Source organism: Rhodosalinus halophilus (assembly GCF_003298775.1).
GTDB classification, from domain to species: Bacteria; Pseudomonadota; Alphaproteobacteria; order Rhodobacterales; family Rhodobacteraceae; genus Rhodosalinus; species Rhodosalinus halophilus.
Genome location: NZ_QNTQ01000006.1, coordinates 528,579 through 554,899, shown reverse-complemented (window position 1 = coordinate 554,899; position 26,321 = coordinate 528,579). Strand labels below are relative to the sequence as shown.

Here is a 26,321-nt window from a genome sequence, read left to right as displayed (position 1 = left end):
TACGCGTTTTTTCGATGATCCCGAAATAGCCATGTCCGAGGGCCGGCGCAGGCGTCAGCCCGTGTCGCCCTTGATGAGCCGCCGGCGCAGGATGCCGGAGAGCCAGTCCATCGCCATCACCGTCAGGACGATCAGGATGATGTAGTAGGTCACCTCTTCCCAGTCCTTCTGGGTGATGATCGCCTGCGTGATCAGCAACCCGATGCCGCCCCCGGTGATCGCGCCGATGACCGTCGCCGAGCGGGTGTTGGACTCGAAGAAATAGAGCACCTGGGACAATAGCACCGGCATCACCTGCGGCAGCACCCCGAAGCGGTAGCGCTGCACCGGCCGCGCGCCGGTGGAGGCCACGCCCTCGATCTGCTTGTCGTCCACGTTCTCCAGCGCCTCCGAGAAGATCTTGCCGAAGCTCCCGACCTCGGTGAAGAGAATGGCGAGCGCGCCCGTGAGGGGCCCCGGCCCGAAGGCGCGCGACAGAACGATCGTCCAGATCAGCGCGTCCACCCCCCGCAGGAAGTCGAAGGCCCGCCGCGCGCCGAAGCGCAGCGTCATCAGCGGCGTGAAGTTCTTGGCTGCGACGAAGGCCAGCGGCAGCGCCACGATGGCCGCGCCGAAGGTGCCGAGGAAGGCCATAAGGATCGTCTCGAGCATCGCCCAGGCCACGTCGGCGTGGCGCCAGACATTGTTGCCCCAGAAATCCTGCCAGGCGCCCGCGACGTTCGCGCGCTCCGGGTCGAGCTGCGGGCCGAAGACGATCTCGAAGGGCGTGCGGCCGTAGTAGGGGCTGTCGAGCGTGAACCAGAAGAGTTCCCAGCCGAAGAAGTAGCGGTAGGCCTCCGTCCGGTTGCGGGTCATCGTCAAGCGCCCCGCATCGGTGCGGATGTCGAGACGGGAGCTGGAGTAGCTCACCCACTCGGGCAGCGCCTCCTCGGCGAGGTTGAGCTGCACACCGCCCGCGCGGCTGGCCTGCGCCTCGATCCGGCCGAACCCGGGGTGGATGTAGACGGCCGTATTGTCGGGGCCAAAGATCACCGCGTGGCCGTCTTCGAGCGCGATCCGCACGTCCCCTGCGTCGCGCACGACCCAGGGCGGCTCCATCTCCACCGGGAAGGTGCCCTTGCGCTCGCCCTCTTTCGCCACCGTGATCTCGCCGGAGCGGTTGTCTCGCGTGACATGGACCTTGTGGCTGTAGCTGTCGGCCACGAGCGTCGCGGCGTTGTCGAGCCGCGCACGCTCGGCCAGCCCCGGAATGTCGAAGGCGAAAAAGACGTAGACCAGGTAGACGAGGATCGCGACGGGAACGGCGAAGGCTGCGCGGCGCTTCGTCGCGATACGGCGGACGGCCTCGGCTTGGCGCGCGCCGGGCGTGTCGGTCGCGGTCGCGGTCACTGCAGAACCTCCCTGCCCTGGGTCAGCCGGTTGCGGAAATGGCTCGAGATCTGGTCCACCGCCACGATCGTCAGGAACAGCAGTATGAAGATCGCCGCGGCCTCGTCGAACTTGCCCATGCCGAAGGTCATCGAGTTGCGCAGCTCGTAGCCAATGCCGCCCGCGCCCACGAAGCCGAGGATAGCGGAGGCGCGGATGTTGATCTCGAAGCGCAGGAGTCCGTAGCTGAGATAGTTGGGCGCCACCTGCGGGATCACGCCGTAGGCCATGCGCTGGCCCCAGGTCGCGCCGACGGATTGCAGCCCCTCGACGGGCTTGAGGTCGGCGTTCTCGTTCACTTCCGAATAGAGCTTGCCGAGCGCTCCGGCCGTGTGCAGCGCGATGGCGATCATCGCGGGTACCGGCCCGCTGCCAAGGACGAAGATCAGCACCAGCGCGACCACGATCTCGGGGAAGGCGCGCAGGATATCCATGAAACGGCGGAAGACCGGGATCACCCGCGGCCACGGCGCGAGCCCGCGGGTGGAGACCAGCGACAGAGCCATGCCGCCGAAGAATCCGAGAAGCGTCGCCACCGCGGCGATGTTCAGCGTCTCGATCAGGGCGGGGACATAGCGCCAGAGAAGGCCTGGCATCTCCGCCCGCTTCGCCCAGGCCTCCGTCACGACGTCGGCGGGGAAGTCCAGCATGCTGCGCCAGCCGTCCCAGAAGCCGCCGGCGTTGCGCGCGTCGGCCACGTAGAAGCCGCTCGCCATCAGGACGACGAAGATCAGGATGGTGAGCCCGCTGTAGAGCCGGCGCCGCCGGGTCAGCGCAAGGTAGGCGCCACGCGTGTCGGGGCTGTTCGCGGCAGGGGCGGCGAAATCGGCCATGCTGGAGTCCCGGATAACGAAGGCCCCGGCCGCGCGGGCCGGGACCGAAATGTCAGGCCGATGGCCTTCAGTTCATCTCGCGCTTGCGCACTTCGATGATCGTCTCGTAGGCCTCGTGGCCGATCGGCTCGAAGCCCGCGGTCTCGCCGGCTGCGACGCCGTAGGCGCATTCCTCGTCCATCTCGTGCAGGGTCGAGACGAGTTCGACCATGGTCTCCTTCACCTCTGCGGGCAGCGAGCTGCGCAGCACGATCGGCCCCTCCGGGATCGGCTTGGACTTCCAGATCTCGACGAGCTCGTTCATGTCCACGAGGCCCGCGTCCGAGGCCTTGCGCAGCGCGCCGGAGTTGTAGCCGTCCTCCCAGGCGCCGAGGCCGTCGGCCCAGGTCACGCCGGCGTCGATGTCGCCGTTGGCGACCGCCACGATGGTCTGCTCGTGCCCGCCGGTGAACACCACGTCGCCGAAGTAGTCCCCGGGCTCCATCGAGGCGCCGGTGGCCTGCGGGATCTCCACCGAGGGGATCAGGTAGCCCGAGGTGGAGTTCGGGTCGCCGAAGCCGAAGACCTTGCCCTCCATGTCGTCGAGCGAGGTGATGCCGCTGTCGGCACGCGCGAAGCCGATCGAGTGATAGGAGAAGGAGCCGTCGAGGTTGGTCTTGACCAGCACCGGCTCGACCGCGTCCGGGTCGGCCAGGTAGGTCGCCGCGTAGCCCGAGGCGCCCAGCCAGGCCATGTCGATCGAGCCACCGAGCAGGCCCTGGATCACGCCGTTGTAATCGGCCGGCGCAAAGAGCCGGGTGGGCACGCCCAGCGCCTCTTCGGTGTAGTCCGCAAGGCACTGGTTGGAGGCGAGACGGTCCTGCGCGTTCTCGCCGCCCAGCAGGCCGATGCGGAACTCGTCGATCTCCTGCGCCATCGCCGGGGCGGCGAGGGCGGTGGTCGCCAGGGCGGCTGCGATCAGTTTCTTCATGGTCATCCCTCTTGTCATGTTCAGGGCGTGGGGTGCCCCGCGCCGGCCCCTCCGGGCGGCGGGGACGGCGGAAAGCTCAGGCGTGAACAGGTTGCGCGGCGTGGTCGCGGATTTCGGTGGACGTCGCCGCTTCCGAAAAGCTGGCGTCGGCGCCGTAGATGTCGCGCGCGACGCCGGTGGTCAGCTGCGCCGGCGTGCCGTCGAAGACGATCCGCCCCTGCCGCATGCCCACGACACGATCGCAGTAGCGGCGCGCGGTATCGAGCGTGTGCAGGTTGCAGATCACCATGCGCCCGTCCTCCTCGTGAATGCGGCGCAGCGTATCCATGACGACCTGCGCGTTCATCGGATCGAGGCTGGCGATCGGCTCGTCTGCCAGGATGATCTTCGGATCCTGCATCAGCGCCCGGGCGATCGCGACGCGCTGCTGCTGGCCGCCCGAGAGCGCCTCGGCCCGCTTGGGCGCGTGTTCGGCGATGCCCAGCCGCTCGAGAATGTCGATGGCGCGATGGATGTCCGCCTCGGGGTAGAGGCTGAAGAGCGTGGCGAGGGTGGACCGGCGGTTGAGCGTGCCGTGCAGAACGTTCGAGACAACGTCCAGCCGAGGCACCAGGTTGAACTGCTGGAAGATCATCGCGCAGTCCGACTGCCAGCGGCGCTTCTCCGCGCCCCGGAGCGCGGTGATTTCCACCTCGCCGTAATGCACCGCGCCCGCGCTCGCATCGGTGAGGCGGTTCAGCATCCGCAGGAGCGTGGATTTGCCCGCGCCGGAGGCACCGATGATGCCCACCATCATAGAGCGGTCCACGTCGATCGTGGCGGAATCCACCGCGACATTGGCGCCGAAGCGCTTGGTCAGCTTGTCGATGCGCAGCACGTCTCACCCCCAGGCTGTCGTGAGCGGCCTATTGGCCACCGGCGAAACCTGTGTGTCGTTTCTGCAAAGCTTTCATGACAGGCCGGATGCCGCCTGCGCCGCCGGCGCCCGGTCAGGGCGTTCTGCCCGTTTTTCGGGCGCCCGAAACGAAAACGGGGCGGCCCGCGCCGCCCCGCACTGTCCCTCGTCTTGTCGTGATCTCAGTTGAGCGCCTGATCCGTCACCGCGTGGGTCCAGGCGCCGTCGCCCGGATGCTCGGTGATCACAGGCGTCGAGCCGCCCGAGAGCAGCGTCTCGACCGTGCGCTCGTAGTCCGCCGGGTCGAGCGTGCCGTCAGAGCCGGCCGTCAGCTTGGCGACCTCGCCCATCATGCGCTTCTGGTGCTTTTCGGTCTGCGCGCCGGTGGCGTCGTTGTCGAGCACGATCATCGCCGCCTCGTCCGGGTTCTCCTCGGCGTATTTCCAGCCGCGCATCGAGGCGGCGACGAAGCGCGCCATCTTGTCCACGAACTCGGGATCCTGCAGATCCTCCTCCAGCACCCAGAGCCCGTCCTCGAGCGTGGCGACCCCCTGATCCTCGTACTTGAAGGTGACGAGCTCTTCCGGGCTCACGCCCGCGTCGATCACCTGCCAGTACTCGTTGTAGGTCATGGTCGAGATGCAGTCGGCCTGCCGCTGCAGAAGCGGATCGACATTGAAGCCCTGCTTGAGCACCTCGACGCCGTTCTCGTCCTTGCCGTCGGTCTCGATGCCCAGCTTCGCCATCCACGACAGGAAGGGGAACTCGTTGCCGAAGAACCACACGCCCAGGGTGCGGTTGGCAAGGTCCGAGGGATCCTCGATGCCGGTGTCGGCCCAGCAGGTCAGCATCATGCCGGAGGACTTGAAAGGCTGCGCGATGTTCACCAGCGGCAGGCCGTTCTCGCGCGCGGCGAGCGCGGCGGGCATCCACTCCACGATCACGTCGGCCCCACCGCCGGCGATCACCTGCGGCGGCGCGATGTCCGGCCCGCCCGGCTTGATCGTCACGTCCAGGTTCGCCTCTTCGTAGAACCCCTTGTCCTTGGCGACGTAGTAGCCCGCGAACTGCGCCTGCGTGACCCACTTGAGCTGCAGGGTGACCTCGTCCTGGGCGATGGCTGCGCTGCCGATCCCGCCGGTCAGCGCCGCGGCGAGCGCGGTCTTGATGAATGTCTTCATGGTTTTCTCGTTTCCCTCCTTGTTGGGATCACCCCGTTTCAGGGTCTTTGTGACGGGTGCCAGAAGGTCACCCGCTTCTCCGCCTGGGCGACGGCGAAATAGAAGGCCGAGCCGGCCAGCGCCGCCACCGTGATGCCCGCCCAGACCATGCCGAGCTGCAGCTGCCCCACCGAGGTGGAGATGCGGAAGCCGAGGCCAAGCGTGGGCGAGCCGAAGAACTCGGCCACGATCGCGCCGATCAGCGCCAGCGTGGAGGAGATCTTGAGCCCGTTGAAGATCAGCGGCATCGCGGCCGGAAGCCGCAGCTTGACGAGCGACTGCCAGTAGCTCGCCGCATAGGTCTCCATCAGATCGCGCTGCATCCGGTCGGCGGCCTGCAGCCCGGCGACCGCGTTCACCAGCATCGGGAAAAAGACCATCAGCACCACGACCGCCGCCTTCGACTGCCAGCCGAAGCCGAACCACATCACGAGGATGGGCGCCGTGCCGATGATCGGCAGCGCGGCCATGAAGTTGCCCACCGGCAGCAGCCCGCGCTGGAGGAAGGGCGAGCGGTCCACCGCGACGGCCATCGCCACGGCGGCCGCGCAGCCGATGACGTAGCCCGTGAGCGCCCCCTTCACCACGGTCTGCACGAAGTCGCCCCAGAGCAGGTCGAGGTTGCCGGCCAGCGTCGCCGCGATCCGCGTCGGCGGCGGCAGGATCACCCCGGGCACCTGGAAGAGCCGCACGGTCAGCTCCCACAGGATCAGCACCGTGACGCCGAAGACGGCTGCGACCGCGACCCGGCCGCCGTCGCGGCGCGCCAGCGCGCTCTCGGAGAGCCGGATGTTCACCTGCCAGGCGGCGAACCAGACGGCGAGCACCGCGGCCAGCCGCAGGTCGACGACCACGGCCGCCCCCAGCGCCACGATCTGCACCAGCAGAAGCGGCCCGATGCGCGCCACCACCGCGGTCATCGTCCGAACCCCATGCGGCGCAGCGTGAGCCGTTCGATCAGACCGATGAGCCCCACCATGGCCGCCGCCAGGATCGCGGCGGCGAAGAGCGCCGACCAGATCTGCACCGTCTGCCCGTAGTAGCTCCCCGCCAGCAGCCGCGCCCCCAGCCCCTCCGAGGCGCCGGTGGGCAGCTCGCCCACGATGGCGCCGATGAGCGAGGCGGCGATCCCCACCTTGAGCGCGGCGAAGAGATAAGGAACCGAGGCCGGCAGCCGCAACTTCCGGAACACCTGCCCCCCCGTCGCCGAATAGGTGTGCATCAGGTCCATCTGGCTCGCCGCCGGGCTGCGCAGCCCGGCCACCATGCTGACCACGACCGGAAAGAAACTGAGATAGGCCGAGATCAGCGCCTTCGGGATCAGCCCCTGCAGCCCGATGGAGTTGAGCACCACGATGATCATCGGCGCGATGGCGAGGATCGGGATCGTCTGGCTCGCGATGGCCCAGGGCAGCACGCTCATGTCCATCGCGCGGTCGTGCACGATCCCCACCGCCAGCAGCACGCCCAGCGCCGTCCCGATCCCGAAGCCGAGGAGCGTCGCCGAGAGCGTGACCCAGCCGTGGTAGACGAGACTGCGCTTCGAGGTGGGCCGCGTCTCCACCGTCGTTTCCCAGAGCTCCGCCACCACCTGGTGCGGCGCCGGCAGCCGCGGCCGGTCGAGCGCGAAGCTGCCGCCGAGCTGGCCGGGATTGGCCAGCACCAGGGCGACGCGCCCCATGTCCCGCCGCTCGGCGGGCGAGGCCGGTTCCACTTCCGCGCCCGCCCGTTCCGCGAAGGTCAGCGTCTCCTTCACGTTCATCGGCACGCAGGCCGTATACCAGACCACCACGATCCCCAGCACCACCGCGAGGATCGGCAGCACCCGCAGCCGCACCCAGCGCCAGGCCCGGAGCCCCGTGCGCCCCGCGCCCGCCCCGGGTGCCGCGATCTCCGTGACGGAGGTCATGCGCGCGCTCCGCCAGCGGCTTTCAATGGTCCGAAAATACCCAGAAGGCGGCCTCCGCCCCTGGCACGGCGCCATGTGCGAAGCCGGGATTTGGGTATTTTAAGACCATTGAAAGGAAATGGTGATTCCCTGTTGCAGCGGTACAGGCTGGGGAGCCGATGACCGCGACCGTTGAAAGACGCGGCGCTCCGTCCCTGCGAGGGGGCGGAGCGTCTGCGCGGGCGACGTGTCACCTCAGTCATAACCATGCCCCGCGCGCAGCCCCTCGCGGACGCGATGGGCGATCTCGATGAACTCGGGCGTATCGCGGATCTCCAGCGGGCGTTCCTTCGGCAGCGGGCTCTCGATCACGTCGGTGATCCGGCCGGGCCGCGGCGACATCACCACGATCCGCGTGGACAGATAGACCGCCTCCGGGATCGAATGGGTGACGAAGGCGATCGTCTTTCCCGTCCGCTCCCAGAGCGCGAGCAGCTCCTCGTTCAGCCGGTCGCGCACGATCTCGTCGAGCGCACCGAAGGGCTCGTCCATCAGCAGGATGTCGGCGTCGAAGGCCAGGGCGCGGGCGATCGAGGCGCGCTGCTGCATGCCCCCCGACAGCTGCCAGGGGAACTTCTTCTCGAAGCCTGCGAGATCCACGAGCTCCAGCACCCGCTTCACGCGCTCCGCTTGCTCGGACTTCGGATAGCCCATGATCTCGAGCGGCAGGCGCACGTTGCCGCCGATGGTCCGCCAGGGATAAAGCCCCGCGGCCTGAAAGACGTAGCCGTAGGCGCGCGCGCGGCGCGCCTCGTCGGGCGTCATGCCGTTCACGGTCATGCGGCCCGCGGAGGGCGTCTCCAGCGCCGCGATCACGCGCAGGAGCGTGGTCTTGCCGCAGCCCGAGGGACCGATGAAGCTGACGAATTCGCCCTGCCCGATGGCGAGATTCACGTCCTTGAGCGCCTGAACGGGCCCGTCCCCCGTCTGGAAGACGAGGTCGAGCCCCTTCGCCTCGATCACCGCCTCGGCTGCGCGCGTGTCCTTCATCGCGCCCCTGCCCCCTCGCTCCTGCGCCGCTGTCGCCTGCGCGCTCACACCCCGCTCGCCGGGATACCGGTCCGCTCCACCTTGCGCGGTGCGGTCAGTTCCTTCCAGGTCGACAGCGCCTTGTTGACCGGGCCGTTCGGCGGGCGCTTGACGAATTCGCCGTGTCCCTCCTCGGTCCGGATCTCGCCGTCGTGCACCGCCACCTTGCCGCGGGTGAGCGTGAAGCGCGGCAGCCCCTTCACATGCTTGCCCTCGAAGACGTTGTAGTCGATCGCCGACTGCTGCGTCTTCGCGCTGATCGTCTTTTCCTTCGCCGGGTCCCAGACGACGATGTCGGCGTCGGCGCCTTCGAGAATCGCGCCCTTCCGGGGATAGATGTTGAGGATCTTGGCGATGTTGGTGGAGGTGACGGCCACGAACTCCTGCATGGTCAGCCGACCGGTGCCCACGCCGTAGGTCCAGAGCATCGGCATCCGGTCCTCGAGCCCGCCGGTGCCGTTCGGGATCTTGGTGAAGTCGCCCACGCCATAGCGCTTCTGGTCGGTGGTGAAGGCGCAGTGATCGGTGGCGACGACCGACAGGCTCCCGCTCGCCAGCCCGTTCCAGAGGCTGTCCTGGTGCTGCTTGTTGCGGAAGGGCGGCGACATCACGCGCCGTGCGGCGTGGTCCCAGTCCTTGTCGAAGTATTCGCTCTCGTCGAGCGTCAGGTGCTGGATCAGCGGCTCGCCCCAGACACGCTTGCCCTGCATCCGGGCGCGGCGGATCGCCTCGTGCGCCTGCTCGCAGGAGACATGCACGATGTAGAGCGGCACGCCGGCCATGTCGGCGATCATGATGGCGCGGTTGGCCGCCTCGCCCTCGACCTCGGGGGGCCGGGAATAGGCATGCGCCTCGGGGCCGTTGTTGCCCTCGGAGAGGTATTTCTGCTGCAGGTCGGCCACCACGTCGCCGTTCTCGGCATGCACCAGGGGGATGCCGCCCAGCTCCTTGACGCGCTGGAACGAGGCGAAGAGCTCGTCGTCGTTCACCATCAGCGCGCCCTTGTAGGCCATGAAGTGCTTGAAGGTGTTGATGCCGCGCTCCGTCGCATCCTTCATCTCGTTGAACACCTGCTCGCCCCACCAGGTGATCGCCATGTGGAACGAGTAGTCGCAGTTCGCCCGCGTCGACTTGTTGTCCCACATCTGGATGGCGTCGAGCAGCCCCTGACCGGGCTGCGGCAGCGCGAAATCGACGACCATGGTCGTTCCGCCCGACAAAGCGGCACGCGTGCCGCTTTCGAAGTCATCCGTGGAATAGGTGCCCATGAAGGGCATCTCCATGTGCGTGTGCGGGTCGATCCCGCCGGGCATGACGTAGCAGCCGGTGGCGTCGAGCACCTCGTCGCCCTTCAGATCCTTGCCGATCTCGGCGATGCGGCCGTTCTCGACCAGCACGTCGGCGTCGTAGATCAGGTCGGCCGTGACGATGGTGCCGCCCTTGATGACCTTGCTCATGGCGTCCTCTCCCTGTTGTCCTTGTCGGCTCAGACGGAGCCGAAGCAGTCGATGGCGGGGCCGTGCACCCCGATGTCCAGCGGGCCGAAATCGCTTTCCACGCAGAGCGAGAAGTAGCCCGCCGTGGGCAGGTAGATCACGCGATATGTGCCGTTGGTGCGCGTCACCGACCAGCAGGTCTGCGTGATCCCGCCCGAGAAGTTGACCGTCACGGGCCGCGGCGGCCGCCGGTGTTCGCGGAAGGCGGCGAGCGTGCCCGCGCCTTGCGAGGTCGACCCGTCCCAGGCCGCCTCCTCGGCGTCCAGAAGGGCGTCGATCTCCCTGGCGAGGGCGGTGTCGGTCACGCCGTCACTCCACGATCTCCGCGGTCTCCAGCACCGCATGCATCAGCACGTCGGCGCCGGCGCGGGCCCAGTCCCTTGTGATCTCCTCGGCCTCGTTGTGGCTCAGCCCGTCGACGCAGGGGCACATCACCATGGCGGCGGGTGCCACCTGGTTGATCCAGCAGGCGTCGTGCCCGGCGCCGGAGACGATCTCGCGGTGGGAATAGCCCAGCCGCTCGGCGGCGTCGCGCACGGCCTGCACGCAGTCCGGATCGAATTCCACCGGGTCGAAGCCGCCCACCTTCTCGAAGGCGACCTCCAGCCCCATGTCGGCGCAGATCTTCTCGGCCCCCGCGCGCAGGCGCGCCTCCATGTCCTTGATGACCGCCAGTTCGGGCGAGCGGAAGTCCACCGTGAAGACCGCCTTGCCCGGGATCACGTTGCGCGAGTTGGGATAGACGTCGATATGCCCCGCCGCGCCCACGGCATGCGGCGCGTGGGAAAGCGCGATCTCTTCGACCAGCTCCAGCACACGCGCCATGCCGAGCGCGGCGTTCTTGCGCATTGGCATCGGGGTGGAGCCGGTGTGCGCGTCCTTGCCGGTGATCGTGACCTGCGTCCAGCTCAGGCCCTGCCCGTGGGTGACGACGCCCACATCCTTTTCCTCTGCCTCGAGGATCGGGCCCTGTTCGATGTGCAGCTCGAAGAAGGCGTGCATCTTGCGCGCGCCCACCTTCTCGGAGCCGCGCCAGCCAATGCGCTCCAGCTCGTCGCCGAAGCGCTTGCCCTCGGCATCCACCCGGTCGTAGGCCCATTGCTCGTCGTGAACACCCGCGAAGACGCCCGAGGCCAGCATCGCGGGGGCGAAGCGCGTGCCTTCCTCGTTGGTCCAGTTCGTCACCACGATCGGATGTTTCGTGCGAATGCCGAGGTCGTTCATCGTGCGGATGATCTCGAGCCCGCCCAGCACGCCGAGGACGCCATCGTATTTGCCGCCCGTGGGCTGGGTGTCGAGGTGCGAGCCCACGTAGACCGGCAGCGCATCCGGGTCGGTGCCCTCGCGCGTGGCGAACATGTTGCCCATGCTGTCGACACCCATGCTCAGGCCCGCGTCCTCGCACCAGCGCTGGAACAGCGCGCGACCCTCGGCGTCGGCATCCGTCAGCGTCTGGCGATTGTTGCCGCCGGCAACGCCGGGGCCGATCTTCGCCATCTCCATAAGGCTGTCCCAGAGGCGGTCGCCGTCGATTCGCAGGTTCTCGCCTGGTGCGGCCATGCGCTTGCTCTCCCCGTAGCTGGCGGCCCGTCTTCCGCGCGCATGGCGCGGCGCAGGCTTTTGACCAATTGGTCAAGGCACGATTGCAACCGGCCCTCACCCTGTCAAGGATTGACGGCAGAGGCGGGGCGGGTCAGAGGAAGGCGGATCAATCGCTGCGCATCCCGACCGAGGCATGAACCGGCCGACCGAGCCCTATACCGCGAGAAAGCCCAGCCGCATCCAGACGCGCAACCGCAAGCGCATCCTGGAAGCGGCGCTCGACGTCTTTTCGGTCGAGGGCTACCGCGGCGCGACGCTCGACCAGATCGCGCAGGCGGCCGGGCTGTCGAAGCCCAACATTCTCTACTACTTCGAGGGGAAGGAGGCGATCCACGTCACGCTTCTGAACCACACGATGGAGACATGGCTCGAGCCGCTGCACCGGCTCGACCCCGCCGGCGAGCCGCTCGAGGAGCTTCTGCGCTACATCCGCCGCAAGGTGGAGATGAGCCGCGAATATCCGCGCGAGAGCCGCCTTTTCGCCAACGAGATCCTGCAGGGCGCGCCACGGATGCGCCCGCATCTGGAGGACGGGCTGAAACCGCTGGTGGACGAAAAGGCCGCCCTGATCGCGCGCTGGGTGGAGCAGGGCCGGCTCGCGCCGGTCGAGCCGCGGCATCTGATCATGTCGATCTGGGCGACCACGCAGCACTATGCGGATTTCGAGGCGCAGATCGCCGTGCTGATGCCGGAGGGCGACGTCTGGGACGACGCCCTCGCCCATGTCGAGACAATGTTCCGCAAGCTTCTGGCGCCCCGGCCGGATTAATCCTGCTTTTACCCTCTTCGGGCAGCCTGCGCGGCATGCTCGACGATGGCTCTCTCGTACAGTCTCGAAACAAGGCCTGGCTTCGCCGCCTCTTCGCGGCCAAGGCGGCCCGGCCGGGCGGCGTCCTGCGCCGCGCGGTGCGCGACGTGGAGCGCGAGGTCGGGCAGGCTGCCCTCGCAGCGGAAGTGCGCGCCCGCGGCTTTCACCTGATCGAATGCGGTGGCCAGTTCATATTTATCTGCAATCCGGGCCACATGCGCGTCATCTGCTGAGACGCAGGGGGTTTTCGTACGAAAAGCCTCCGTCCGAGCGCATGGACCCTGCCATTCTTCGTACAAAAATGGCAGGGCTGCTTCACTCCGCCGCCTTGGCCGCCGCCGGATTGTTCGGATGCGTCGTCCAGTTGGCGTATTCCTCGCGCACAACCTCGCCGGTCCGCGGATCCACCTCGCCCGCGGCCATCCGCTCCATCGTGATGCAGTCCTCGACCGGGCAGACGTTGACGCAGAGGTTGCAGGCCACGCATTCGGCGTCGATCACCTCGAACTTGCGGTCGGGCGACATGCTGATCGCCTGATGGCTCGTGTCCTCGCAGGCCGCGTAGCAGCGGCCGCACTTGATGCACTTGTCCTGGTCGATGCGCGCCTTTGTGACGTAGTTCAGGTTCAGCGCGTTCCAGTCGACCACGTTGGGCACCGCGCGCCCGACCAGCTCGGGAAGCGCGATCTGCTTCTCGTCGAGATACTGCGAAAGGCCCGAGATCATCTCCTGCACGATCTTGAAGCCGTAGGTCATGGCGGCCGTGCAGACCTGCACGTTGCCCGCACCCAGCGCCAGGAACTCGGCCGCGTCGCGCCAGGTGGTGATGCCGCCGATGCCGCTGATCGGCAGGCGCGAGAGCTCCGGCGTGCGCGCGATCTCGGCCACCATGTTGAGCGCGATGGGCTTCACGGCCGGGCCGCAGTAGCCGCCGTGCGCGCCCTTGCCGTCGATCGTGGGCTCCGGCGCGAAAAGGTCGAGATCCACGCTGGTGATTGAATTGACCGTGTTGATGAGGCTCACGGCGTCCGCCCCGCCGGCGAGCGCGGCGGCGGCGGGCTTGCGGATATCGGTGACGTTGGGCGTGAGCTTCACGATCACCGGCATCCGGGTGTTGGCCTTGCACCAGCGGGTGACCATCTCGATGTATTCGGGCACCTGCCCCACGGCCGAGCCCATGCCGCGCTCGCTCATGCCGTGCGGGCAGCCGAAGTTGAGCTCCACCCCGTCGGCGCCCGTCTCCTCGACGCGTTTCAGTATCCAGGCCCAGGGCTCCTCCTCGCAGGGCACCATGAGCGAGACGATCATCGCCCGGTCGGGATAGTCGCGCTTGACCGCCTTGATCTCCTCGAGGTTCGTCTCGAGCGGGCGGTCGGTGATGAGCTCGATGTTGTTCATCCCCATCAGCCGCCGGTCCGGCCCCCAGACCGCGCCGTAGCGCGGCCCGTTGACGTTCACGATCGCAGGGTCGAGGCCCAGCGTCTTCCAGACAACGCCGCCCCAGCCCGCATCGAAGGCACGGCGGACGTTGTATTCCTTGTCCGTGGGCGGCGCGGAGGCCAGCCAGAAGGGGTTGGGCGACTTGATGCCCAGAAAGTCGGTCGCGAGATTGGCCATTGTGCTTGTCTCCCTGTCGGACGGCGCGCGCCTCAGCGCCCCAGCGCCGCGTGGATGTCCTCGGCCGCGTCGCGGCCCTGCGCGACGGCTGTCACGGTCAGGTCGTCCCCGCCCGCGGCGCAGTCGCCCCCGGCCCAGACGCCCTCCACGCTCGTGCGGCCGGCGCCGGTGACGGCGATCTTGCCGCGATCGATCTCGGGCAGGCCCTCGCCCTCCAGCCGCTGGCCGATCGCCTTGAAGACCTGGTCTGCCGGCAGGCGGAAGCGCTCGCCGGTGGGCGTGAGGTCGTCCTCGACGAACTCGAACTCGACCTCGCGCACCGCGCCGTTGCCGTGCACCGCGACAGGCACCGCGTTGGTCACGATCTTCACGCCGCGGCGCGCCGCATGATCCTGTTCCTTGCGGCTCGCGTTCATCCGCGCGCGCGAGCGGCGATAGACCATGGTGACGTTGAGTGCGCCGAGGAGTTTCGCTTGCACCGCCGCGTCCACGGCCGTCATGCCGCCGCCGATCACGACGACGTCGCGGCCGACGGGCAGCCGCGCGAGATCTTCGGCCTGCCGAAGTTCGGCGATGAAATCCACCGCATCGTCGATGCCCGAGCGGTCCTCACCCTCCAGGCCGAGCGCGTTGACCGCGCCCAGACCCATCCCGAGGAACACGGCGTCGAAGTCCTGTCGCAATTCGCCCAGCGTGACGTCCCGGCCCAGCGCGCGCCCCTGCTCGAGCCGGATGCCGCCGATCTGCATGAGCCACTCCACCTCGCGCTCGGCGAAGCCGTCCACGGTCTTGTAGGCGGCAATGCCGTATTCGTTGAGACCGCCGGGCTTTTCCCGAGCGTCGTAGATCACCACCTCGTGACCCTTCATCGCCAGGCGGTGCGCGCAGGCGAGCCCCGCCGGCCCCGCGCCCACCACGGCCACGCGCTTGCCCGTGGGCGCCGCGCGCTCGAAGGGGTGGACGCCTGCCTCCATCAGGGTATCCGTCGCGTAGCGCTGCAGCCGGCCGATCTCGACCGGGTCTTGCTCCGCCACCTCGCGCACGCAGGCCTCTTCGCAGAGCGTCTCGGTCGGGCAGACGCGGGCGCACATGCCGCCCAGGATGTTCTGCTCGAAGATCGTCTTCGCGGCCGCCTCCGGCGTGCCGGTGGCGATCTGGCGGATGAAGAGCGGGATGTCGATCTCGGTCGGGCAGGCCGCGATGCAGGGCGCGTCGTGGCAGAAATAGCAGCGATCCGCGGCGACCGCGGCCTCGTGCGGGGTGAGCGGGGGATGGATGTCGCAGAAGCCTTCGGCCAGCGCCTCGGGCTCCATGCGGCCGGGCCGGATGCCCTCGGCCAGCGCGTTCGGTTTCATGTCTGTCTCCGCTGTCGGTCTCGTGTCGTTTTGCGGAAACGCTCTCACAGGACCTGTTTTTTATCAATCGGTAAAATATTCGCGGCGCAGCGATCGGCGTCGTCACGAATGCGCTGCGCAAAATCCGGGCAAAGCGTCGCATCTGCGTCGGCCGACGCGGGTTCCGCTTGGGAACCCACCCGAGTCGTGCAAACCATGCACTGTGTGCCGTGGTGCGCTGTCACAGCCCTGACGCGAAGTCGCGGTATGCACCTGCAGTCTTTCGCAAGTCGCCAAGGCGGCGGTGGCAACGGCCGCAGCGCCGCCGCGAGCCCGAAGCGGAACACCGAGATCGCCACTGGGGGAGAAAGCATGACACCGTATCACGATCCCATCGCCGCGAGCCTGGCCCTCGCCCGGGCCTCCGGCTACGCCGTGGCCGCGCAGATGCGCTGCGCCACCGTTCTCGCGCGCAGCGCGATGGATTTCGCCACCCTGCGCCCGTGGACGCGGGCATTGGAGCGGTCCGGGTCCGCGACCGAGCCGCAGGGGCCGCCGAAGGCCAAGCGCCGGCAACCCGCAGCGCGCAGCAAGGCTGCGCCGAAGGCGCAGGCGCCGCGCGCCGAGACGCCGAAGCCCCGGCTGGTCGCGTCCTCGGACGGGCCCGCCCCGTCCGCCGGCAAGGGTTCGCGGCGACAGCCCTCCGCGCCCCCTGCGATGCCCGCGCCCGAACGGGCCGCCACCGGCACCGGCGAGGCCTGAGTCGCATTCGAAGCCTTGCATCCGGCGTGAGCCGGGTATGCGCCGCCGCCCGTAGCCGTGCGGGCGGCGGTCGCCTATGTCATCGGCCAAGGGAGGAAACGGTCAACAAATCTGACGGAGTTTCCAAAAATGGCTGATATCACGGCCCATTCCACCACCGCCGGCCGCCGCAGCGGCTTCCGCGCCGTGCTCGCCGCGATCGGCGAGTTCTTCGAAACGGCGGCGGCCTCGAACCGCCGCGTGCGGCAGGTGCAGTATCTGCAATCGCTCTCGGATGCCGAACTCGCCAAGCGCGGCATCAAGCGCGAGGAAATCGTGCATCGCGTCTTCAGCGACCTCTACTACGTCTGAAGCGCGGCGCGACACGGCTGCCCGTCACAAGGGCAGCTCCGGGGTGAGCCCGCCGTCCTCGAGATCCCAGGCGGCGCGCCACCTCCCCGCCTTGCGCTCCAGCACGAGATAGTTGCGCTCGGCGACATAGATCCGCCGCCGACCCGGCAGGGGGTGCAGGCGGATCGGGTGCTCCGGCACCGGCGCCTCGCCCAGGCGCGCAAGCGTCCCCAACACGTCCGCATAGAGGCGCGGCGGCGCACGATGTGCCACGCCCGAGGCCACGAGCTGATGCAGCGGGCCGGCGGCCGTTTCCATCGTCCCGCGCGTGGCGAGGTGGATTTCCCCCGAGAGCACGGTGACCGCGTGGCCATCCGCCTGAAGGGCGGCGAGCTGGCGCAGCATCCGGCGCCATTCGGCGCGGTGGGCGTAGCTCTGCCATTGGTCGCGCAGATCGTCTTCGTATTTCTCCATCCATGGCGTGAGCCGCATCGCCCGCTCGACCAGCGACAGACGCGGGCCCAGGAGCGGCACGCTCGAGATCAGGATCACCCGATCCTCGACGCCGCGCGCGAGCGACGCGCGCAGGGCCGCGCGTCCGGCCGGCGACATGATCCGCCGTCGCGTGCGCTCGGAGCGCAGGTCGGGCGCGATCAGGCTAACGCCCGGCAGGTCCACCCGCCAGCCGAGGTTCGCGCCCGAGAGATCGAGACTGCCCGGCGGCAGGCCGCCCGGAACGGTGCCATGCTGAAACAGCAGGTAGGCGTCGCGCGCGGCGGTAAAGAGCGTGCGCCCCAGCGGCCTGCGCTCCTGCCCGCGCAGCAGCGAGCCCCAGCCGTCGCAGATGTCGTGGTCGTCCCAGATGGCGAGCGAAGGCACACGCGCCGCGAGATGGGCGAAGGCCGGCCGCGCCATCGCCGCGATGTAGCGCGCCCAGTAGGCGCGGCGCAGCGTCCCGGCCACCTCGCCGAGTTGGTCGGGCGAAAGCGTCTGCCGTGCCCCGCCCGGCCAGTCCCGCGTCGCCGGATGCGCGAGCGTCACCTCGTCGGCGTAGATCTGATCCCCGCCATGCAGCAACAGGCTGAACGGCGCCTCGTCGTGCCGCTCGCCCAGGCGCAGCCACATCGCGTCGCGCTCGGCGGGATCGCGCGCGAGGTCGCCGTGCTCCTCGCCGTTGCAGGAGACGAAGGCGATCCGCAGGTCGCCGGAAACCGCGGTGCGGACCGGATAGGCCGTGCCGTCATGGGTGTAGCCCGCGGCCGCGTCGGCGGTGAGCGCGAAGTCGTAGCGATGGGCGGTCACGCCGCCGATGGTGGCGAGCGCGCGCGGTTCGATCTCGGCCCCTTCCGCGACGAAGGCCCCCGGCGCTTCGCCCTCGGGCCGCAGAACCAGCGCGGCGAGCTCCAGCCGGCCCTCCGCGAGCCGGCGCATGTAGAGGATCGGACCCGCGCGTCCGCCGTTTTCGTCGAGTGGTGTCATGCGCCGCTCCGCTGCCTGCGCTGCCCGACAAAGGGCAGCCGCGCGGCGATTGCAACTGCACGCGGCGTCGCGCTGCATGGTTTCGCTTGCTGGAACCCGGGGCACGGCGCTTGCTATTGAGGCCCGAAGAGATGCCCATGATTGCCTCGCCGCCCGATTCGCCCCGCGCCCTGCGCCTGGCCAGCTACAACATCCGCAAGGCGGTCGGGCTCGACCGCCGGCGCGATCCCGCCCGCATCGTCGAGGTGCTGGCCGAGATCGCCCCGGATGTGGCCGTGCTGCAGGAGGTGGATACCCGCGTGCCGCCGCGTCGCGCCGTGCTCTCGCCCGCCTCGATGGAAGCGCACGCCGGGCTGCGGCTGCTGGATCCCAGCGTCGGCATCGGGCGCACCGGCTTTCACGGCAACACGCTGGCGCTCGCACCGCATGTCGCGCTGCTCGATCTCGACGCGATCGACCTGCCGGGGCTCGAACCGCGCGGCGCGGTTCTGGCGCGGCTCGGGCTGCCGGATGGCGAACTCTTCCTCGTCGGCTGCCACCTGCCTTTGGTCGCCACCTTCCGCCGCGTGGCGGTCGAGCGGCTGGCGGAGGTGGTGCGCGCGGCGGGCGCGACGCGCTGGGTGATCGCCGGCGATCTGAACGAGCCGCGCGAGGTCGGCACGCTCGCGCCCTTCGTCGAGGGCGCGCGCATACTCCCCGCGGGGCTGAGCTTTCACACGCGAATGCCGCGCTTCGCACTCGACCGCTTCATCCTGTCGCCGGGCCTCGGCGGGCGGGCGCATGTGCACGACAGCGACGCCTCGCGCATCGCCTCGGACCACTTCCCGGTGGTCGCGACGCTCGGACCGGAATGATCCTCAGGCCGGGACGGCCGCGATCACCTCGACCTCGACCACGAATTCCGGCCGGGTGAAGCCCGCCACGATCACCAGAGTCGAGGCGGGCAGCCGGTCCGCCTCCGCGAGCCAGGCGTCGCGGGCGGCCATGTAGCCGGCCATGTGCTCGCGCGCGGTGACATAGGCGTTGATGCGAATCACGTCGGCGCGCGATCCTCCGGCCTCCGCCAGGATCGCATCGAGATTGTCGAAACAGACACGCGCCTGCGCCTCCGCGCCGTCAGGCACGCTCCCGTCAGGGGCGACGCCGAGCTGGCCGCTGGTCACGACGATGCGCCTCCCGGGATCGGCGGCGATCCCGTGGGAGTAGCGGGCGAAAGGCGGCGCGATGCCCCCGGGTGCGAGTTCCTGCATGACGTCCTCCGGTCATCCGACGACGCCACACTGCCCGCACGTGCGCCCGCGGGAAACCCGTGACAAGCAACGCGCCACGGATCGCGCAACCGCACCGAAGCAGCCCCAGTCCCGTCTGTCGCTGAATAGCGTGGTGAGCCGTGCAGGATTCGAACCTGCGACCCACTGATTAAAAGTCAGTTGCTCTACCAACTGAGCTAACGGCCCACATCGCGGCCTTCTAGAAAGACGCCCCCGCGCGGTCAACCCCGAAACGCGGCTGCAGCCGCGCCGGCACTGGAAAGGATGAGGCGGGCCGCGTATATGCGCGCCCATGGATCGCACCGCTCCCACAGGCCTGCCCTTCATGAAGATGCACGGGCTCGGCAACGACTTCGTCGTGATCGACGCGCGCGCCCGCGCGGTCGGGGTGACGCCGGCGCTCGCCCGTGCGCTGGCGGATCGGCACCGGGGCGTGGGCTTCGATCAGCTCGCGCTGATCCGCACGGATGCGCAGGCCGATGCGCGCCTCGACTTCCTCAACGCCGACGGCTCGCCCTCGGCCGCCTGCGGCAACGCCACCCGCTGCATCGCGCGGCACCTGATGGAGGAGACGGGGCGCGACACGCTGCGCCTGGCCACGGCGCACGGCGTGCTGGCGGCCGAGCGGCGCGGTGCGCTCACCGCGGTCAACATGGGGCCGCCGGGCCTCGGCTGGCGGGACGTCCCGCTCGCCGAAGAGACCGACACGCTGGAGCTGCCGATCGACGGGGCGCCCACGGCGACCGGCATGGGCAACCCGCATTGCACCTTCTTCGTCGACGACGCCGAGGCGGTGGATCTCGGGGCGCTCGGCCCCCGGATCGAGCGCCATCCGCTCTTTCCCGAACGCACCAACGTCCAGGTGGCGAGCCTCGCTGGCCCGGATCGGCTGCGCATGCGGGTCTGGGAGCGCGGCACCGGGATCACGCTGGCCTCGGGCTCGTCCTCCTGCGCGGTGGCGGTCGCGGCGGCGCGGCGCGGGCTGACCGGGCGGGCGGTGACGCTGATCCTCGACGGGGGCGAGATCGCAGTGGAGTGGTGCGAGGGCGGGGTCTGGATGACCGGGCCCACCGCGCATGTCTTCTCCGGCACGCTCACGCCCGAGTTCCTGGGGGCCGTCGCATGACCGCGCCGCGCTTCACCACCTTCGGCTGCCGGCTCAACGCCTACGAGACCGAGGCGATGACGCGCATGGCCACCGATGCGGGGCTGAACGATGCGCTGGTGGTCAACACCTGCGCCGTGACCGCCGAGGCCGTGCGCAAGGCCCGGCAGGAGATCCGCCGCCTGCGCCGCGAGAACCCGCAGGCGCGCATCGTCGTCACCGGCTGTGCCGCGCAGACGGAGCCGCAGACCTTCGCCGAGATGCAGGAGGTCGACCACGTCCTCGGCAACGCCGAGAAGATGCGCGCGGAGACCTGGAGCGCGCTCGCCAACGACTTCGGCACCGAGCGCGTACAGGTGGACGACATCATGTCGGTGCGCGAGACGGCCCATCACCTGATCGACGGCTTCGGCAGCCGGTCGCGCGCTCACGTCCAGATCCAGAACGGCTGCGATCACCGCTGCACCTTCTGCATCATTCCCTATGGCCGCGGCAACTCGCGCTCGGTCCCCGCGGGCGTCGTGGTGGACCAGATCCGCCGCCTGCGCGACGCGGGCTACAACGAGGTCGTGCTGACCGGCGTGGACCTGACGAGCTGGGGCGCCGACCTGCCCGGCCGTCCGCGCCTCGGCGACCTGGTGCGCCGCATCCTCAAGCTCGTGCCAGACCTGCCGCGCCTGCGCCTCTCCTCAATCGATTCGATCGAGGCGGACCCAGCGCTGATGGAGGCGCTGGCGACCGAGCCGCGGCTCATGCCGCATCTGCACCTCTCGCTGCAGCACGGCGACGACCTGATCCTCAAGCGCATGAAGCGCCGCCACCTGCGCGACGACGCCATCCGCTTCTGCGAGGAGACCCGGCGGCTGCGCCCCGACGTCGTCTTCGGCGCCGACATCATCGCGGGCTTCCCGACCGAGACGGAAGCGCAGTTCGCCAATTCCCTCCGCCTCGTCGAGGAATGCGGCCTGACCTGGCTGCATGTCTTCCCCTTCTCGCCGCGCGAGGGCACGCCCGCCGCGCGCATGCCGCAGGTGGATGGCCGGGCGATCCGAGACCGCGCGAAGCGCCTGCGCGCCGCGGGCGAGCGTCGCCGGCACGCCTGGCTCGCGGCGCAGAAGGGCAGCGTCCAGCGCGTGCTGATGGAAAGCCCCCGGCGGGGCCGCACCGAAGGCTTCGCCGAAGTGACGCTCGAGGCGGACCGCCCGGTGGGGGCCATCGAGTCCCTGCGGATCACCGGCCACGAGGGCGGCGCCCTCACCGCCTGAGATCCGCGGGACGGTGGGCGCCGCAGGCATGCCGCGCGACCGGGGGCCGCCCCCCTGCCCCGTCGGCAGCCGTACACACGCCAGGCGGCGGCAGGACGCCTTCTGCCACGGCACCCTCCTTTCAATGGTCTTCCAATACCCCGGGGGTCCGGGGGCAGCGCCCCCGGCGCGGCGGTGCCGCGCGCGCCGCGTTGACAGTCTCCGCGCCGCGCCGCACCCTCGCCGCGCCAGAGGGAGGCCCCACCGATGCTGCAGCTCCATTCCGCCGCCGCCTCGCCCTTCGTGCGCAAGGTGCGCGTGGCCATCCGCGAACTCGAGCTCGAGAGCGAGGTGCACGAGATCGACACCACCACCTCGCCGATGGCCACCGACCCCGCGCTGGCGACCGCCAACCCCCTGGGCAAGATCCCCGCGCTGCTGCGCGACGACGGTCCCGCGCTCTACGACAGCCGCGTGATCTGCCGCTACCTGAACGACCGGACGCAGGGGCTGCTCTATCCCGAGGGCCGGCTCTGGGAGGTGCTGACGCTGGAGGCCACCGCAGACGGCATCATGGAGGCCGCGGTGCTCATGGTCTACGAGGCGCGCTTCCGTCCCGAGCCGCATCGCTCCACCGACTGGCTCGAGGCGCAATGGGCCAAGATCACCCGCGCGCTGGACGTGTTGGGCAACCGATGGATGAGCCACCTCTCCGGCCGGCTGGACATGGGTCAGATCGCGGTGGCCTGCGCGCTGGGCTATCTCGACTTCCGCCACCCCGACCGGCCGTGGCGCGAGGGGCGCGGCGCGCTCGACGACTGGTATGCCGTCTTCGCCGAGCGGCCCGCGATGGCGGCGACGCGGCCGCCGCCCGCGTGATCCTCAGAAGCGGTAGCTCACCCCGAAATTGAGGGCGTTGGTGACGATCCGGGTCTCCAGCGTGCCCCCGCCTTCGAGGTCAGCCGAATTGTCGGACCAGGTGAACTGATATTCGCCGAAGAGCGCCCAGCGCTCCGAGAGCTCCATCGAAGCGCCGGCGAAAAGCCGGACCGCGGGGCCCGTGACCTGGAAGCCGTAGGTGCGCGGGCCGCCGGTGGGCTCGACATCGACATGCGGCATGGCGAAGCCCAGCCCACCGCCGACGTAGGGGGTGAGCCCCTTCCACTGATTCGGCCAGCGGCGGAGCGCGTTCACGGTGAAGATGTTGTGCCCGTCGGTCAGCTCGAAACGGTCGAAGCCCGCCGCCGCGCGCTCGTCGTCGGGCGCGTAGACCTTGGCGTGCGTGCCCTCGAGGCCCCAGCCGAAGCGGTCGGTCAGCCACCACGTCCCCCGCAGCCCGTAGTAGAGCGGCAGTTCGAAGGACTTTCCCTCCCATCCGAACAGCGCGTCGTAGGTGCCGCCGCCGGGATAGTCGCCCTCTGCGCGGCTGTGCGGCGAGGTCTGCCAGCCCGAATAGAGGCTCAGCTCGAACTCGGCCGCTGCCGGACCGGCGAGCAGCAGGGCGGCCGAGATCGCCTTGACCAGCGTCGTCAGGTGTCGCATCGCAGGCTCCGGGTACCGGGATCAGAGCCACTGATACGCCGCGCCGTGCCGGCGCTCAAGCGCGACGCGCTCGCCCCGGGCGCGGCATTGTATCGCTGGACGGCTCCGGCGTGCGCCGCTACATAGCCGCGTGACCCTGCCCGGAGACGCGCTCGTGCCTGTCCGGGCATTGCAGTTTTCGCCCGGCCCGTGGCCGGCCCAGAGATGGAGAAGCCGCATGTCCCACGCCGAGGACCATCAGGGTACCAGACGGGATTTCCTCTACTACGCCACCGCAGGCGCGGGGGCGGTCACGGCGGGCGCCGCGATCTGGCCCCTCATCGACCAGATGAACCCCTCCGCCGACGTCGAGGCGTTGTCGAGCATCCGCGTCGACGTGGCCGACCTGGAGCCCGGCACGCAGCTTACGGTGAAGTATCTCGGCAAGCCGGTCTTCATCCGCCGCCGCACGGCTGAGGAGATCGAAGCCGAGCGGCAGGTGGACGTGGCCGAGCTGATCGACCCTGTCGCACGCAACCCCAACCTTCAGGACCAGGCCGAAGCGACCGACCAGAACCGTACCCTCGACGAGGCCGGCGAGTGGCTGGTGCAGGTGGGCGTCTGCACACACCTCGGCTGCGTGCCGATCGGTGACGGCGCGGGCGACTACAACGGCTGGTTCTGCCCCTGCCACGGCTCGCACTACGACGGCGCCGGCCGCATCCGGAAGGGCCCCGCGCCCGAGAACTTGCACATTCCCGTCGCCGAGTTCGTCGACGAGACCACGATCAAGCTGGGCTAAGGAGACGCGCCGATGTCCGGAATTCCGCACGACCATTACGAGCCCAAGAGCCGCGGCGAGAAGTGGCTTCACAGCCGCCTGCCGATCGTCGGGCTGCTCTACGACACGATCATGATCCCCACGCCCAAGAACCTCAACTGGATGTGGATCTGGGGGATCGTGCTGACCTTCTGCCTGGCGCTGCAGATCATCACCGGCATCGTCCTGGTGATGCACTACACGCCGCACGCCGATCTGGCCTTCGCCAGCGTCGAGCACATCATGCGCAACGTGAACGGCGGGCACATGATCCGCTATCTGCACCAGAACGGTGCGTCGCTGTTCTTCATCGCGGTCTATGCGCACATCCTGCGCGGTCTCTACTACGGCTCCTACAAGAGCCCGCGCGAGATCACCTGGATCATCGGCATGCTGATCTACCTGCTGATGATGGCCACGGCCTTCATGGGCTACGTGCTGCCCTGGGGGCAGATGTCGTTCTGGGGCGCCACGGTGATCACGGGCCTCTTCGGCGCGATCCCCTTCATCGGCGACACGATTCTCGTGTGGCTTCAGGGCGGACCGGCAGTGGACAACGCGACGCTGCAGCGCTTCTTCTCGCTGCACTACCTGCTGCCCTTCGTGATCGCCGGCCTCGTGATCGTGCACATCTGGGCCTTCCATACCACGGGCAACAACAACCCCACCGGCGTGGAGGTGCGGCGCACCTCGAAGGCCGAGGCCGAGAAGGACACCGTGCCCTTCTGGCCCTACTTCGTGATCAAGGATCTCTTCGCGCTGGCGGTGATCCTGGCGGTGTTCTTCGCCATCGTGGGCTTCATGCCCAACTACCTGGGCCACCCCGACAACTACATCGAGGCCGACCCGCTGGTGACGCCCGCGCACATCGTGCCGGAATGGTACTTCCTGCCCTTCTACGCGATCCTGCGCGCCTTCGACGACTCGGTCTGGATCGTGCAGTTCGCGGGCTTCATCACGGGCGGGATCATCGACGCCAAGTTCTTCGGCGTGTTGGCGATGTTCGGCTCCATCCTCGTGCTGGCGCTGGCGCCGTGGCTCGACACCTCGAGCGTGCGTTCCGGCCGCTACCGCCCGATGTTCAAGTGGTGGTTCTGGCTCTTCGTGGTGAACTTCTTCGTGCTGATGTGGGCGGGTGCCATGCCGGCCGAAGGCATCTATCCGGTCATCGCCCTGATCGGCGCGACCTACTGGTTCGCCTTCTTCCTCGTGATCCTGCCGCTGCTGGGCGTGTTCGAAAAGCCGCTGCCGCAGCCGGCGACGATCGAGGAGGACTTCAAGGCGCATGCTTCGGCCGCCGGCGGCACCAAGACCGTCGAGACGCCGGCAGAATGATGCGGGCCGAGTGAGAAAGGAAAGACGCGACATGTTCAGGAAAATCGCCCTCTCCGCGGCCGCCGCGCTGACGCTCGCGGCTCCGGCGGCCCACGCCGCCGGCGCGGCCGGGCACGTGACCGACTACGAGTTCTCCTTCGAGGGTCCGTTCGGCACCTACGATCAGGCCCAGCTGCAGCGCGGGCTTCAGGTCTACACGCAGGTCTGCGCGGCCTGCCACGGCTTGCAATACGTGCCGCTCCGGACGCTCACGAGCGAGACGGGCCCCGGCATGCCCGAGGACCAGGTGCGCGCCTACGCCGAGCAGAACTTCCAGGTCTACGACGAAGAGACCGACGAGTGGCGCGCGGCGCGGCCCAACGACCATTTCCCGGCCGTCGAGAGCGCCGGTGCGCCCGACCTGAGCCTGATGGCCAAGGCGCGCGCCGGCTTCAGCGGCCCCTACGGCACCGGCCTCAACCAGCTTTTCAAGGGCATGGGCGGCGCGGAGTACATCGCCTCGCTTCTCACGCACTATACCGGCGAGGATCGCGTGGAGGCGGGCACCGTGCTCTACGAGAACGAGTCCTTCCCCGGCGGCTGGATCAGCATGGCGCCGCCGCTCTACGAGGGCGCGGTCGAATACATGGACGGCACGGAAGCCACCGAGGAACAGATGGCCAAGGACGTGGCCGCCTTCCTGATGTGGACGGCCGAACCCAAGATGATGGAGCGCAAGCAGGCGGGCTTCACAGGCGTGCTGTTCCTCACCGTGCTGTCCGTTCTGCTCTATCTGACCAACAAGCGGATCTGGGCGCCGATCAAGGCCCGTGCCAAGGACGAGAGCTGACGCCGACACCCTGAACGGCCGCAGCGATGTAAGCAGCCCCCGCGCGCCGGCGCGGGGGCTTGTTTTTCGAGAAGAGTCAGCTCTCGCGCACGTGCCGCCGGAAGGCGCGCTTGAGCAATTCGAGTTCCGCACGCAGCAGCGACACCTCTGCGCGCAGGTCGGGCTCCAGCGCCTGGCCTCCGATCAGCGTGAGGCTGTCGAGCGTCTCTCCCGTCTCGGCGTTCCGGATGAGCAGGGTATGCACACCCTCGCCCACCGCGTCCGCGGGGACCGGAAACCTCAGTCGCCAGCGCCCCGTTTCGTCTGCGGCAAGGCGCACGTCCGGCACGGCACGGTCGCCATGAAGCACCTCGATCGGCGGGCGGCCCTCGCCTGCGCCGGTTACCTCGCCCTCCCAGATGCCGCTGGCGAAGCGGGTGCAGGTCACGCTGAGGCCTTCGGTCAT

Annotated in this window: 28 protein-coding genes and 1 tRNA gene; 11 read left to right on the top strand and 18 right to left on the bottom strand. The window is 69.0% G+C overall.

The annotated features are described in order from the left end of the window. Nucleotides 1-54: 54 nt before the first annotated feature. The 11 genes from phnE (DRV85_RS09315) to DRV85_RS09265 all read right to left on the bottom strand — a co-directional run bounded on the left by phnE (DRV85_RS09315) (nucleotide 55) and on the right by DRV85_RS09265 (nucleotide 11,379). Nucleotides 55-1,389, bottom strand: a complete 1,335-nt coding sequence (gene phnE, locus DRV85_RS09315; RefSeq protein ID WP_113289164.1) for a phosphonate ABC transporter, permease protein PhnE — start codon at nucleotides 1,387-1,389, stop codon at nucleotides 55-57. After that, the gene (gene phnE, locus DRV85_RS09310; RefSeq protein WP_113289163.1) at nucleotides 1,386-2,261 is read right to left on the bottom strand and encodes a phosphonate ABC transporter, permease protein PhnE; all 876 of its coding nucleotides are present in this window, start codon (nucleotides 2,259-2,261) and stop codon (nucleotides 1,386-1,388) included. Before phnE (DRV85_RS09310) ends, phnE (DRV85_RS09315) begins: the two co-directional genes overlap by 4 nt. Before the next feature lie 67 nt (nucleotides 2,262-2,328). Further along, nucleotides 2,329-3,231 (bottom strand): phosphonate ABC transporter substrate-binding protein, encoded by a 903-nt coding sequence (phnD, locus tag DRV85_RS09305; protein ID WP_113289222.1) that lies wholly within the window; start codon nucleotides 3,229-3,231, stop codon nucleotides 2,329-2,331. 76 nt (nucleotides 3,232-3,307) lie between these two features. Next, a complete protein-coding gene (phnC, locus tag DRV85_RS09300; protein WP_113289162.1) occupies nucleotides 3,308-4,108 on the bottom strand; it encodes a phosphonate ABC transporter ATP-binding protein in 801 nt (266 codons plus the stop codon). Nucleotides 4,109-4,308: 200 nt separating this feature from the next. Beyond that, nucleotides 4,309-5,307, bottom strand: coding sequence for an ABC transporter substrate-binding protein (locus DRV85_RS09295; RefSeq protein ID WP_113289161.1), 999 nt, complete (start codon nucleotides 5,305-5,307; stop codon nucleotides 4,309-4,311). A 38-nt stretch (nucleotides 5,308-5,345) separates the two neighbouring features. Further along, complete coding sequence (locus DRV85_RS09290; RefSeq protein ID WP_113289160.1) at nucleotides 5,346-6,266, bottom strand: ABC transporter permease; 921 nt, start codon at nucleotides 6,264-6,266, stop codon at nucleotides 5,346-5,348. Next, nucleotides 6,263-7,255, bottom strand: coding sequence for an ABC transporter permease (locus tag DRV85_RS09285; protein WP_113289159.1), 993 nt, complete (start codon nucleotides 7,253-7,255; stop codon nucleotides 6,263-6,265). Before DRV85_RS09285 ends, DRV85_RS09290 begins: the two co-directional genes overlap by 4 nt. A 234-nt stretch (nucleotides 7,256-7,489) precedes the next feature. Beyond that, nucleotides 7,490-8,284, bottom strand: a complete 795-nt coding sequence (locus tag DRV85_RS09280) for an ABC transporter ATP-binding protein (RefSeq protein ID WP_113289158.1) — start codon at nucleotides 8,282-8,284, stop codon at nucleotides 7,490-7,492. A 44-nt stretch (nucleotides 8,285-8,328) separates the two neighbouring features. After that, complete coding sequence (hydA, locus tag DRV85_RS09275) at nucleotides 8,329-9,780, bottom strand: dihydropyrimidinase (protein ID WP_113289157.1); 1,452 nt, start codon at nucleotides 9,778-9,780, stop codon at nucleotides 8,329-8,331. Nucleotides 9,781-9,809: 29 nt separating this feature from the next. After that, entirely contained in the window at nucleotides 9,810-10,124 is a 315-nt protein-coding gene (locus tag DRV85_RS09270; RefSeq protein WP_113289156.1) for a hypothetical protein, read from the bottom strand. A gap of 4 nt (nucleotides 10,125-10,128) precedes the next feature. Then, on the bottom strand, nucleotides 10,129-11,379 hold the full coding sequence (locus tag DRV85_RS09265; protein WP_113289155.1) for a Zn-dependent hydrolase: 1,251 nt from the start codon (nucleotides 11,377-11,379) through the stop codon (nucleotides 10,129-10,131). A 175-nt stretch (nucleotides 11,380-11,554) separates the two neighbouring features. Here DRV85_RS09265 and DRV85_RS09260 point away from each other — a divergent pair, with 175 nt between their 5' ends. Together DRV85_RS09260 and DRV85_RS09255 are read left to right on the top strand one after the other, a co-directional pair. Next, complete coding sequence (locus DRV85_RS09260) at nucleotides 11,555-12,190, top strand: TetR family transcriptional regulator C-terminal domain-containing protein (RefSeq protein ID WP_113289154.1); 636 nt, start codon at nucleotides 11,555-11,557, stop codon at nucleotides 12,188-12,190. Between the two features lie 35 nt (nucleotides 12,191-12,225). Then, on the top strand, nucleotides 12,226-12,462 hold the full coding sequence (locus tag DRV85_RS09255) for a hypothetical protein (RefSeq protein WP_113289153.1): 237 nt from the start codon (nucleotides 12,226-12,228) through the stop codon (nucleotides 12,460-12,462). Nucleotides 12,463-12,544: 82 nt separating this feature from the next. On the opposite strand, the gene preA is transcribed toward DRV85_RS09255, so the two are convergent. Together preA and DRV85_RS09245 are read right to left on the bottom strand one after the other, a co-directional pair. Beyond that, entirely contained in the window at nucleotides 12,545-13,846 is a 1,302-nt protein-coding gene (preA, locus tag DRV85_RS09250; protein WP_113289152.1) for an NAD-dependent dihydropyrimidine dehydrogenase subunit PreA, read from the bottom strand. A gap of 32 nt (nucleotides 13,847-13,878) precedes the next feature. After that, complete coding sequence (locus tag DRV85_RS09245; protein WP_113289151.1) at nucleotides 13,879-15,201, bottom strand: NAD(P)-dependent oxidoreductase; 1,323 nt, start codon at nucleotides 15,199-15,201, stop codon at nucleotides 13,879-13,881. A gap of 351 nt (nucleotides 15,202-15,552) precedes the next feature. Between DRV85_RS09245 and DRV85_RS09240 the strand changes: the two genes are divergently transcribed. Together DRV85_RS09240 and DRV85_RS09235 are read left to right on the top strand one after the other, a co-directional pair. Then, the gene (locus tag DRV85_RS09240) at nucleotides 15,553-15,942 is read left to right on the top strand and encodes a hypothetical protein (RefSeq protein ID WP_113289150.1); all 390 of its coding nucleotides are present in this window, start codon (nucleotides 15,553-15,555) and stop codon (nucleotides 15,940-15,942) included. A 129-nt stretch (nucleotides 15,943-16,071) separates the two neighbouring features. Continuing rightward, entirely contained in the window at nucleotides 16,072-16,293 is a 222-nt protein-coding gene (locus DRV85_RS09235) for a DUF1127 domain-containing protein (protein ID WP_113289149.1), read from the top strand. A gap of 24 nt (nucleotides 16,294-16,317) precedes the next feature. On the opposite strand, the gene DRV85_RS09230 is transcribed toward DRV85_RS09235, so the two are convergent. Beyond that, nucleotides 16,318-17,751: an alkaline phosphatase D family protein gene (locus DRV85_RS09230; RefSeq protein ID WP_113289148.1), complete on the bottom strand. Its 1,434-nt coding sequence runs from the start codon at nucleotides 17,749-17,751 to the stop codon at nucleotides 16,318-16,320. A gap of 131 nt (nucleotides 17,752-17,882) precedes the next feature. Between DRV85_RS09230 and DRV85_RS09225 the strand changes: the two genes are divergently transcribed. After that, the gene (locus DRV85_RS09225; protein ID WP_147238821.1) at nucleotides 17,883-18,605 is read left to right on the top strand and encodes an endonuclease/exonuclease/phosphatase family protein; all 723 of its coding nucleotides are present in this window, start codon (nucleotides 17,883-17,885) and stop codon (nucleotides 18,603-18,605) included. A 3-nt stretch (nucleotides 18,606-18,608) separates the two neighbouring features. Here the strand turns inward: DRV85_RS09225 and DRV85_RS09220 are convergent, their stop codons facing one another. Then, nucleotides 18,609-19,001 carry a RidA family protein gene (locus DRV85_RS09220; protein WP_113289146.1) on the bottom strand — a complete coding sequence of 131 codons (393 nt, stop codon included), beginning with the start codon at nucleotides 18,999-19,001 and terminating at the stop codon, nucleotides 18,609-18,611. Between the two features lie 131 nt (nucleotides 19,002-19,132). After that, nucleotides 19,133-19,208: transfer RNA gene (locus tag DRV85_RS09215), tRNA-Lys, on the bottom strand. Between the two features lie 106 nt (nucleotides 19,209-19,314). Between DRV85_RS09215 and dapF the strand changes: the two genes are divergently transcribed. The 3 genes from dapF to DRV85_RS09200 all read left to right on the top strand — a co-directional run bounded on the left by dapF (nucleotide 19,315) and on the right by DRV85_RS09200 (nucleotide 22,250). After that, nucleotides 19,315-20,148 carry a diaminopimelate epimerase gene (dapF, locus tag DRV85_RS09210; RefSeq protein WP_113289145.1) on the top strand — a complete coding sequence of 278 codons (834 nt, stop codon included), beginning with the start codon at nucleotides 19,315-19,317 and terminating at the stop codon, nucleotides 20,146-20,148. Beyond that, nucleotides 20,145-21,392, top strand: a complete 1,248-nt coding sequence (gene mtaB, locus DRV85_RS09205; protein WP_113289144.1) for a tRNA (N(6)-L-threonylcarbamoyladenosine(37)-C(2))-methylthiotransferase MtaB — start codon at nucleotides 20,145-20,147, stop codon at nucleotides 21,390-21,392. Before dapF ends, mtaB begins: the two co-directional genes overlap by 4 nt. Before the next feature lie 249 nt (nucleotides 21,393-21,641). Next, complete coding sequence (locus DRV85_RS09200) at nucleotides 21,642-22,250, top strand: glutathione S-transferase (protein ID WP_113289221.1); 609 nt, start codon at nucleotides 21,642-21,644, stop codon at nucleotides 22,248-22,250. A 3-nt stretch (nucleotides 22,251-22,253) separates the two neighbouring features. Here DRV85_RS09200 and DRV85_RS09195 read toward each other — a convergent pair whose 3' ends face one another. Continuing rightward, nucleotides 22,254-22,913 carry an outer membrane protein gene (locus DRV85_RS09195; RefSeq protein ID WP_113289143.1) on the bottom strand — a complete coding sequence of 220 codons (660 nt, stop codon included), beginning with the start codon at nucleotides 22,911-22,913 and terminating at the stop codon, nucleotides 22,254-22,256. Between the two features lie 217 nt (nucleotides 22,914-23,130). Here DRV85_RS09195 and petA point away from each other — a divergent pair, with 217 nt between their 5' ends. The 3 genes from petA to DRV85_RS09180 are packed head-to-tail and all read left to right on the top strand — an operon-like array spanning nucleotide 23,131 to nucleotide 25,876. After that, nucleotides 23,131-23,694 (top strand): ubiquinol-cytochrome c reductase iron-sulfur subunit, encoded by a 564-nt coding sequence (petA, locus tag DRV85_RS09190; protein WP_113289142.1) that lies wholly within the window; start codon nucleotides 23,131-23,133, stop codon nucleotides 23,692-23,694. A 12-nt stretch (nucleotides 23,695-23,706) separates the two neighbouring features. After that, on the top strand, nucleotides 23,707-25,047 hold the full coding sequence (gene petB, locus DRV85_RS09185; RefSeq protein ID WP_113289141.1) for a cytochrome b: 1,341 nt from the start codon (nucleotides 23,707-23,709) through the stop codon (nucleotides 25,045-25,047). 31 nt (nucleotides 25,048-25,078) lie between these two features. Beyond that, complete coding sequence (locus DRV85_RS09180) at nucleotides 25,079-25,876, top strand: cytochrome c1 (RefSeq protein WP_113289140.1); 798 nt, start codon at nucleotides 25,079-25,081, stop codon at nucleotides 25,874-25,876. A gap of 76 nt (nucleotides 25,877-25,952) precedes the next feature. On the opposite strand, the gene DRV85_RS09175 is transcribed toward DRV85_RS09180, so the two are convergent. After that, nucleotides 25,953-26,321 carry a hypothetical protein gene (locus tag DRV85_RS09175; RefSeq protein WP_113289139.1) on the bottom strand — a complete coding sequence of 123 codons (369 nt, stop codon included), beginning with the start codon at nucleotides 26,319-26,321 and terminating at the stop codon, nucleotides 25,953-25,955.

Bases quoted from the DNA above. Each gene is read 5' to 3' on its own strand.
- phnE (WP_113289163.1), bottom strand. From the start codon at position 2,261: ATGGCCGATTTCGCCGCCCCTGCCGCGAACAGCCCCGACACGCGTGGC.
- phnD (WP_113289222.1), bottom strand. From the start codon at position 3,231: ATGAAGAAACTGATCGCAGCCGCCCTGGCGACCACCGCCCTCGCCGCC.
- DRV85_RS09295 (WP_113289161.1), bottom strand. From the start codon at position 5,307: ATGAAGACATTCATCAAGACCGCGCTCGCCGCGGCGCTGACCGGCGGG.
- DRV85_RS09290 (WP_113289160.1), bottom strand. From the start codon at position 6,266: ATGACCGCGGTGGTGGCGCGCATCGGGCCGCTTCTGCTGGTGCAGATC.
- DRV85_RS09285 (WP_113289159.1), bottom strand. From the start codon at position 7,255: ATGACCTCCGTCACGGAGATCGCGGCACCCGGGGCGGGCGCGGGGCGC.
- DRV85_RS09280 (WP_113289158.1), bottom strand. From the start codon at position 8,284: ATGAAGGACACGCGCGCAGCCGAGGCGGTGATCGAGGCGAAGGGGCTC.
- hydA (WP_113289157.1), bottom strand. From the start codon at position 9,780: ATGAGCAAGGTCATCAAGGGCGGCACCATCGTCACGGCCGACCTGATC.
- DRV85_RS09265 (WP_113289155.1), bottom strand. From the start codon at position 11,379: ATGGCCGCACCAGGCGAGAACCTGCGAATCGACGGCGACCGCCTCTGG.
- DRV85_RS09260 (WP_113289154.1), top strand. From the start codon at position 11,555: ATGAACCGGCCGACCGAGCCCTATACCGCGAGAAAGCCCAGCCGCATC.
- DRV85_RS09255 (WP_113289153.1), top strand. From the start codon at position 12,226: ATGCTCGACGATGGCTCTCTCGTACAGTCTCGAAACAAGGCCTGGCTT.
- preA (WP_113289152.1), bottom strand. From the start codon at position 13,846: ATGGCCAATCTCGCGACCGACTTTCTGGGCATCAAGTCGCCCAACCCC.
- DRV85_RS09245 (WP_113289151.1), bottom strand. From the start codon at position 15,201: ATGAAACCGAACGCGCTGGCCGAGGGCATCCGGCCCGGCCGCATGGAG.
- DRV85_RS09240 (WP_113289150.1), top strand. From the start codon at position 15,553: ATGACACCGTATCACGATCCCATCGCCGCGAGCCTGGCCCTCGCCCGG.
- DRV85_RS09235 (WP_113289149.1), top strand. From the start codon at position 16,072: ATGGCTGATATCACGGCCCATTCCACCACCGCCGGCCGCCGCAGCGGC.
- DRV85_RS09230 (WP_113289148.1), bottom strand. From the start codon at position 17,751: ATGACACCACTCGACGAAAACGGCGGACGCGCGGGTCCGATCCTCTAC.
- DRV85_RS09225 (WP_147238821.1), top strand. From the start codon at position 17,883: ATGCCCATGATTGCCTCGCCGCCCGATTCGCCCCGCGCCCTGCGCCTG.
- DRV85_RS09220 (WP_113289146.1), bottom strand. From the start codon at position 19,001: ATGCAGGAACTCGCACCCGGGGGCATCGCGCCGCCTTTCGCCCGCTAC.
- dapF (WP_113289145.1), top strand. From the start codon at position 19,315: ATGGATCGCACCGCTCCCACAGGCCTGCCCTTCATGAAGATGCACGGG.
- mtaB (WP_113289144.1), top strand. From the start codon at position 20,145: ATGACCGCGCCGCGCTTCACCACCTTCGGCTGCCGGCTCAACGCCTAC.
- DRV85_RS09195 (WP_113289143.1), bottom strand. From the start codon at position 22,913: ATGCGACACCTGACGACGCTGGTCAAGGCGATCTCGGCCGCCCTGCTG.
- petA (WP_113289142.1), top strand. From the start codon at position 23,131: ATGTCCCACGCCGAGGACCATCAGGGTACCAGACGGGATTTCCTCTAC.
- petB (WP_113289141.1), top strand. From the start codon at position 23,707: ATGTCCGGAATTCCGCACGACCATTACGAGCCCAAGAGCCGCGGCGAG.
- DRV85_RS09180 (WP_113289140.1), top strand. From the start codon at position 25,079: ATGTTCAGGAAAATCGCCCTCTCCGCGGCCGCCGCGCTGACGCTCGCG.
- DRV85_RS09175 (WP_113289139.1), bottom strand. From the start codon at position 26,321: ATGACCGAAGGCCTCAGCGTGACCTGCACCCGCTTCGCCAGCGGCATC.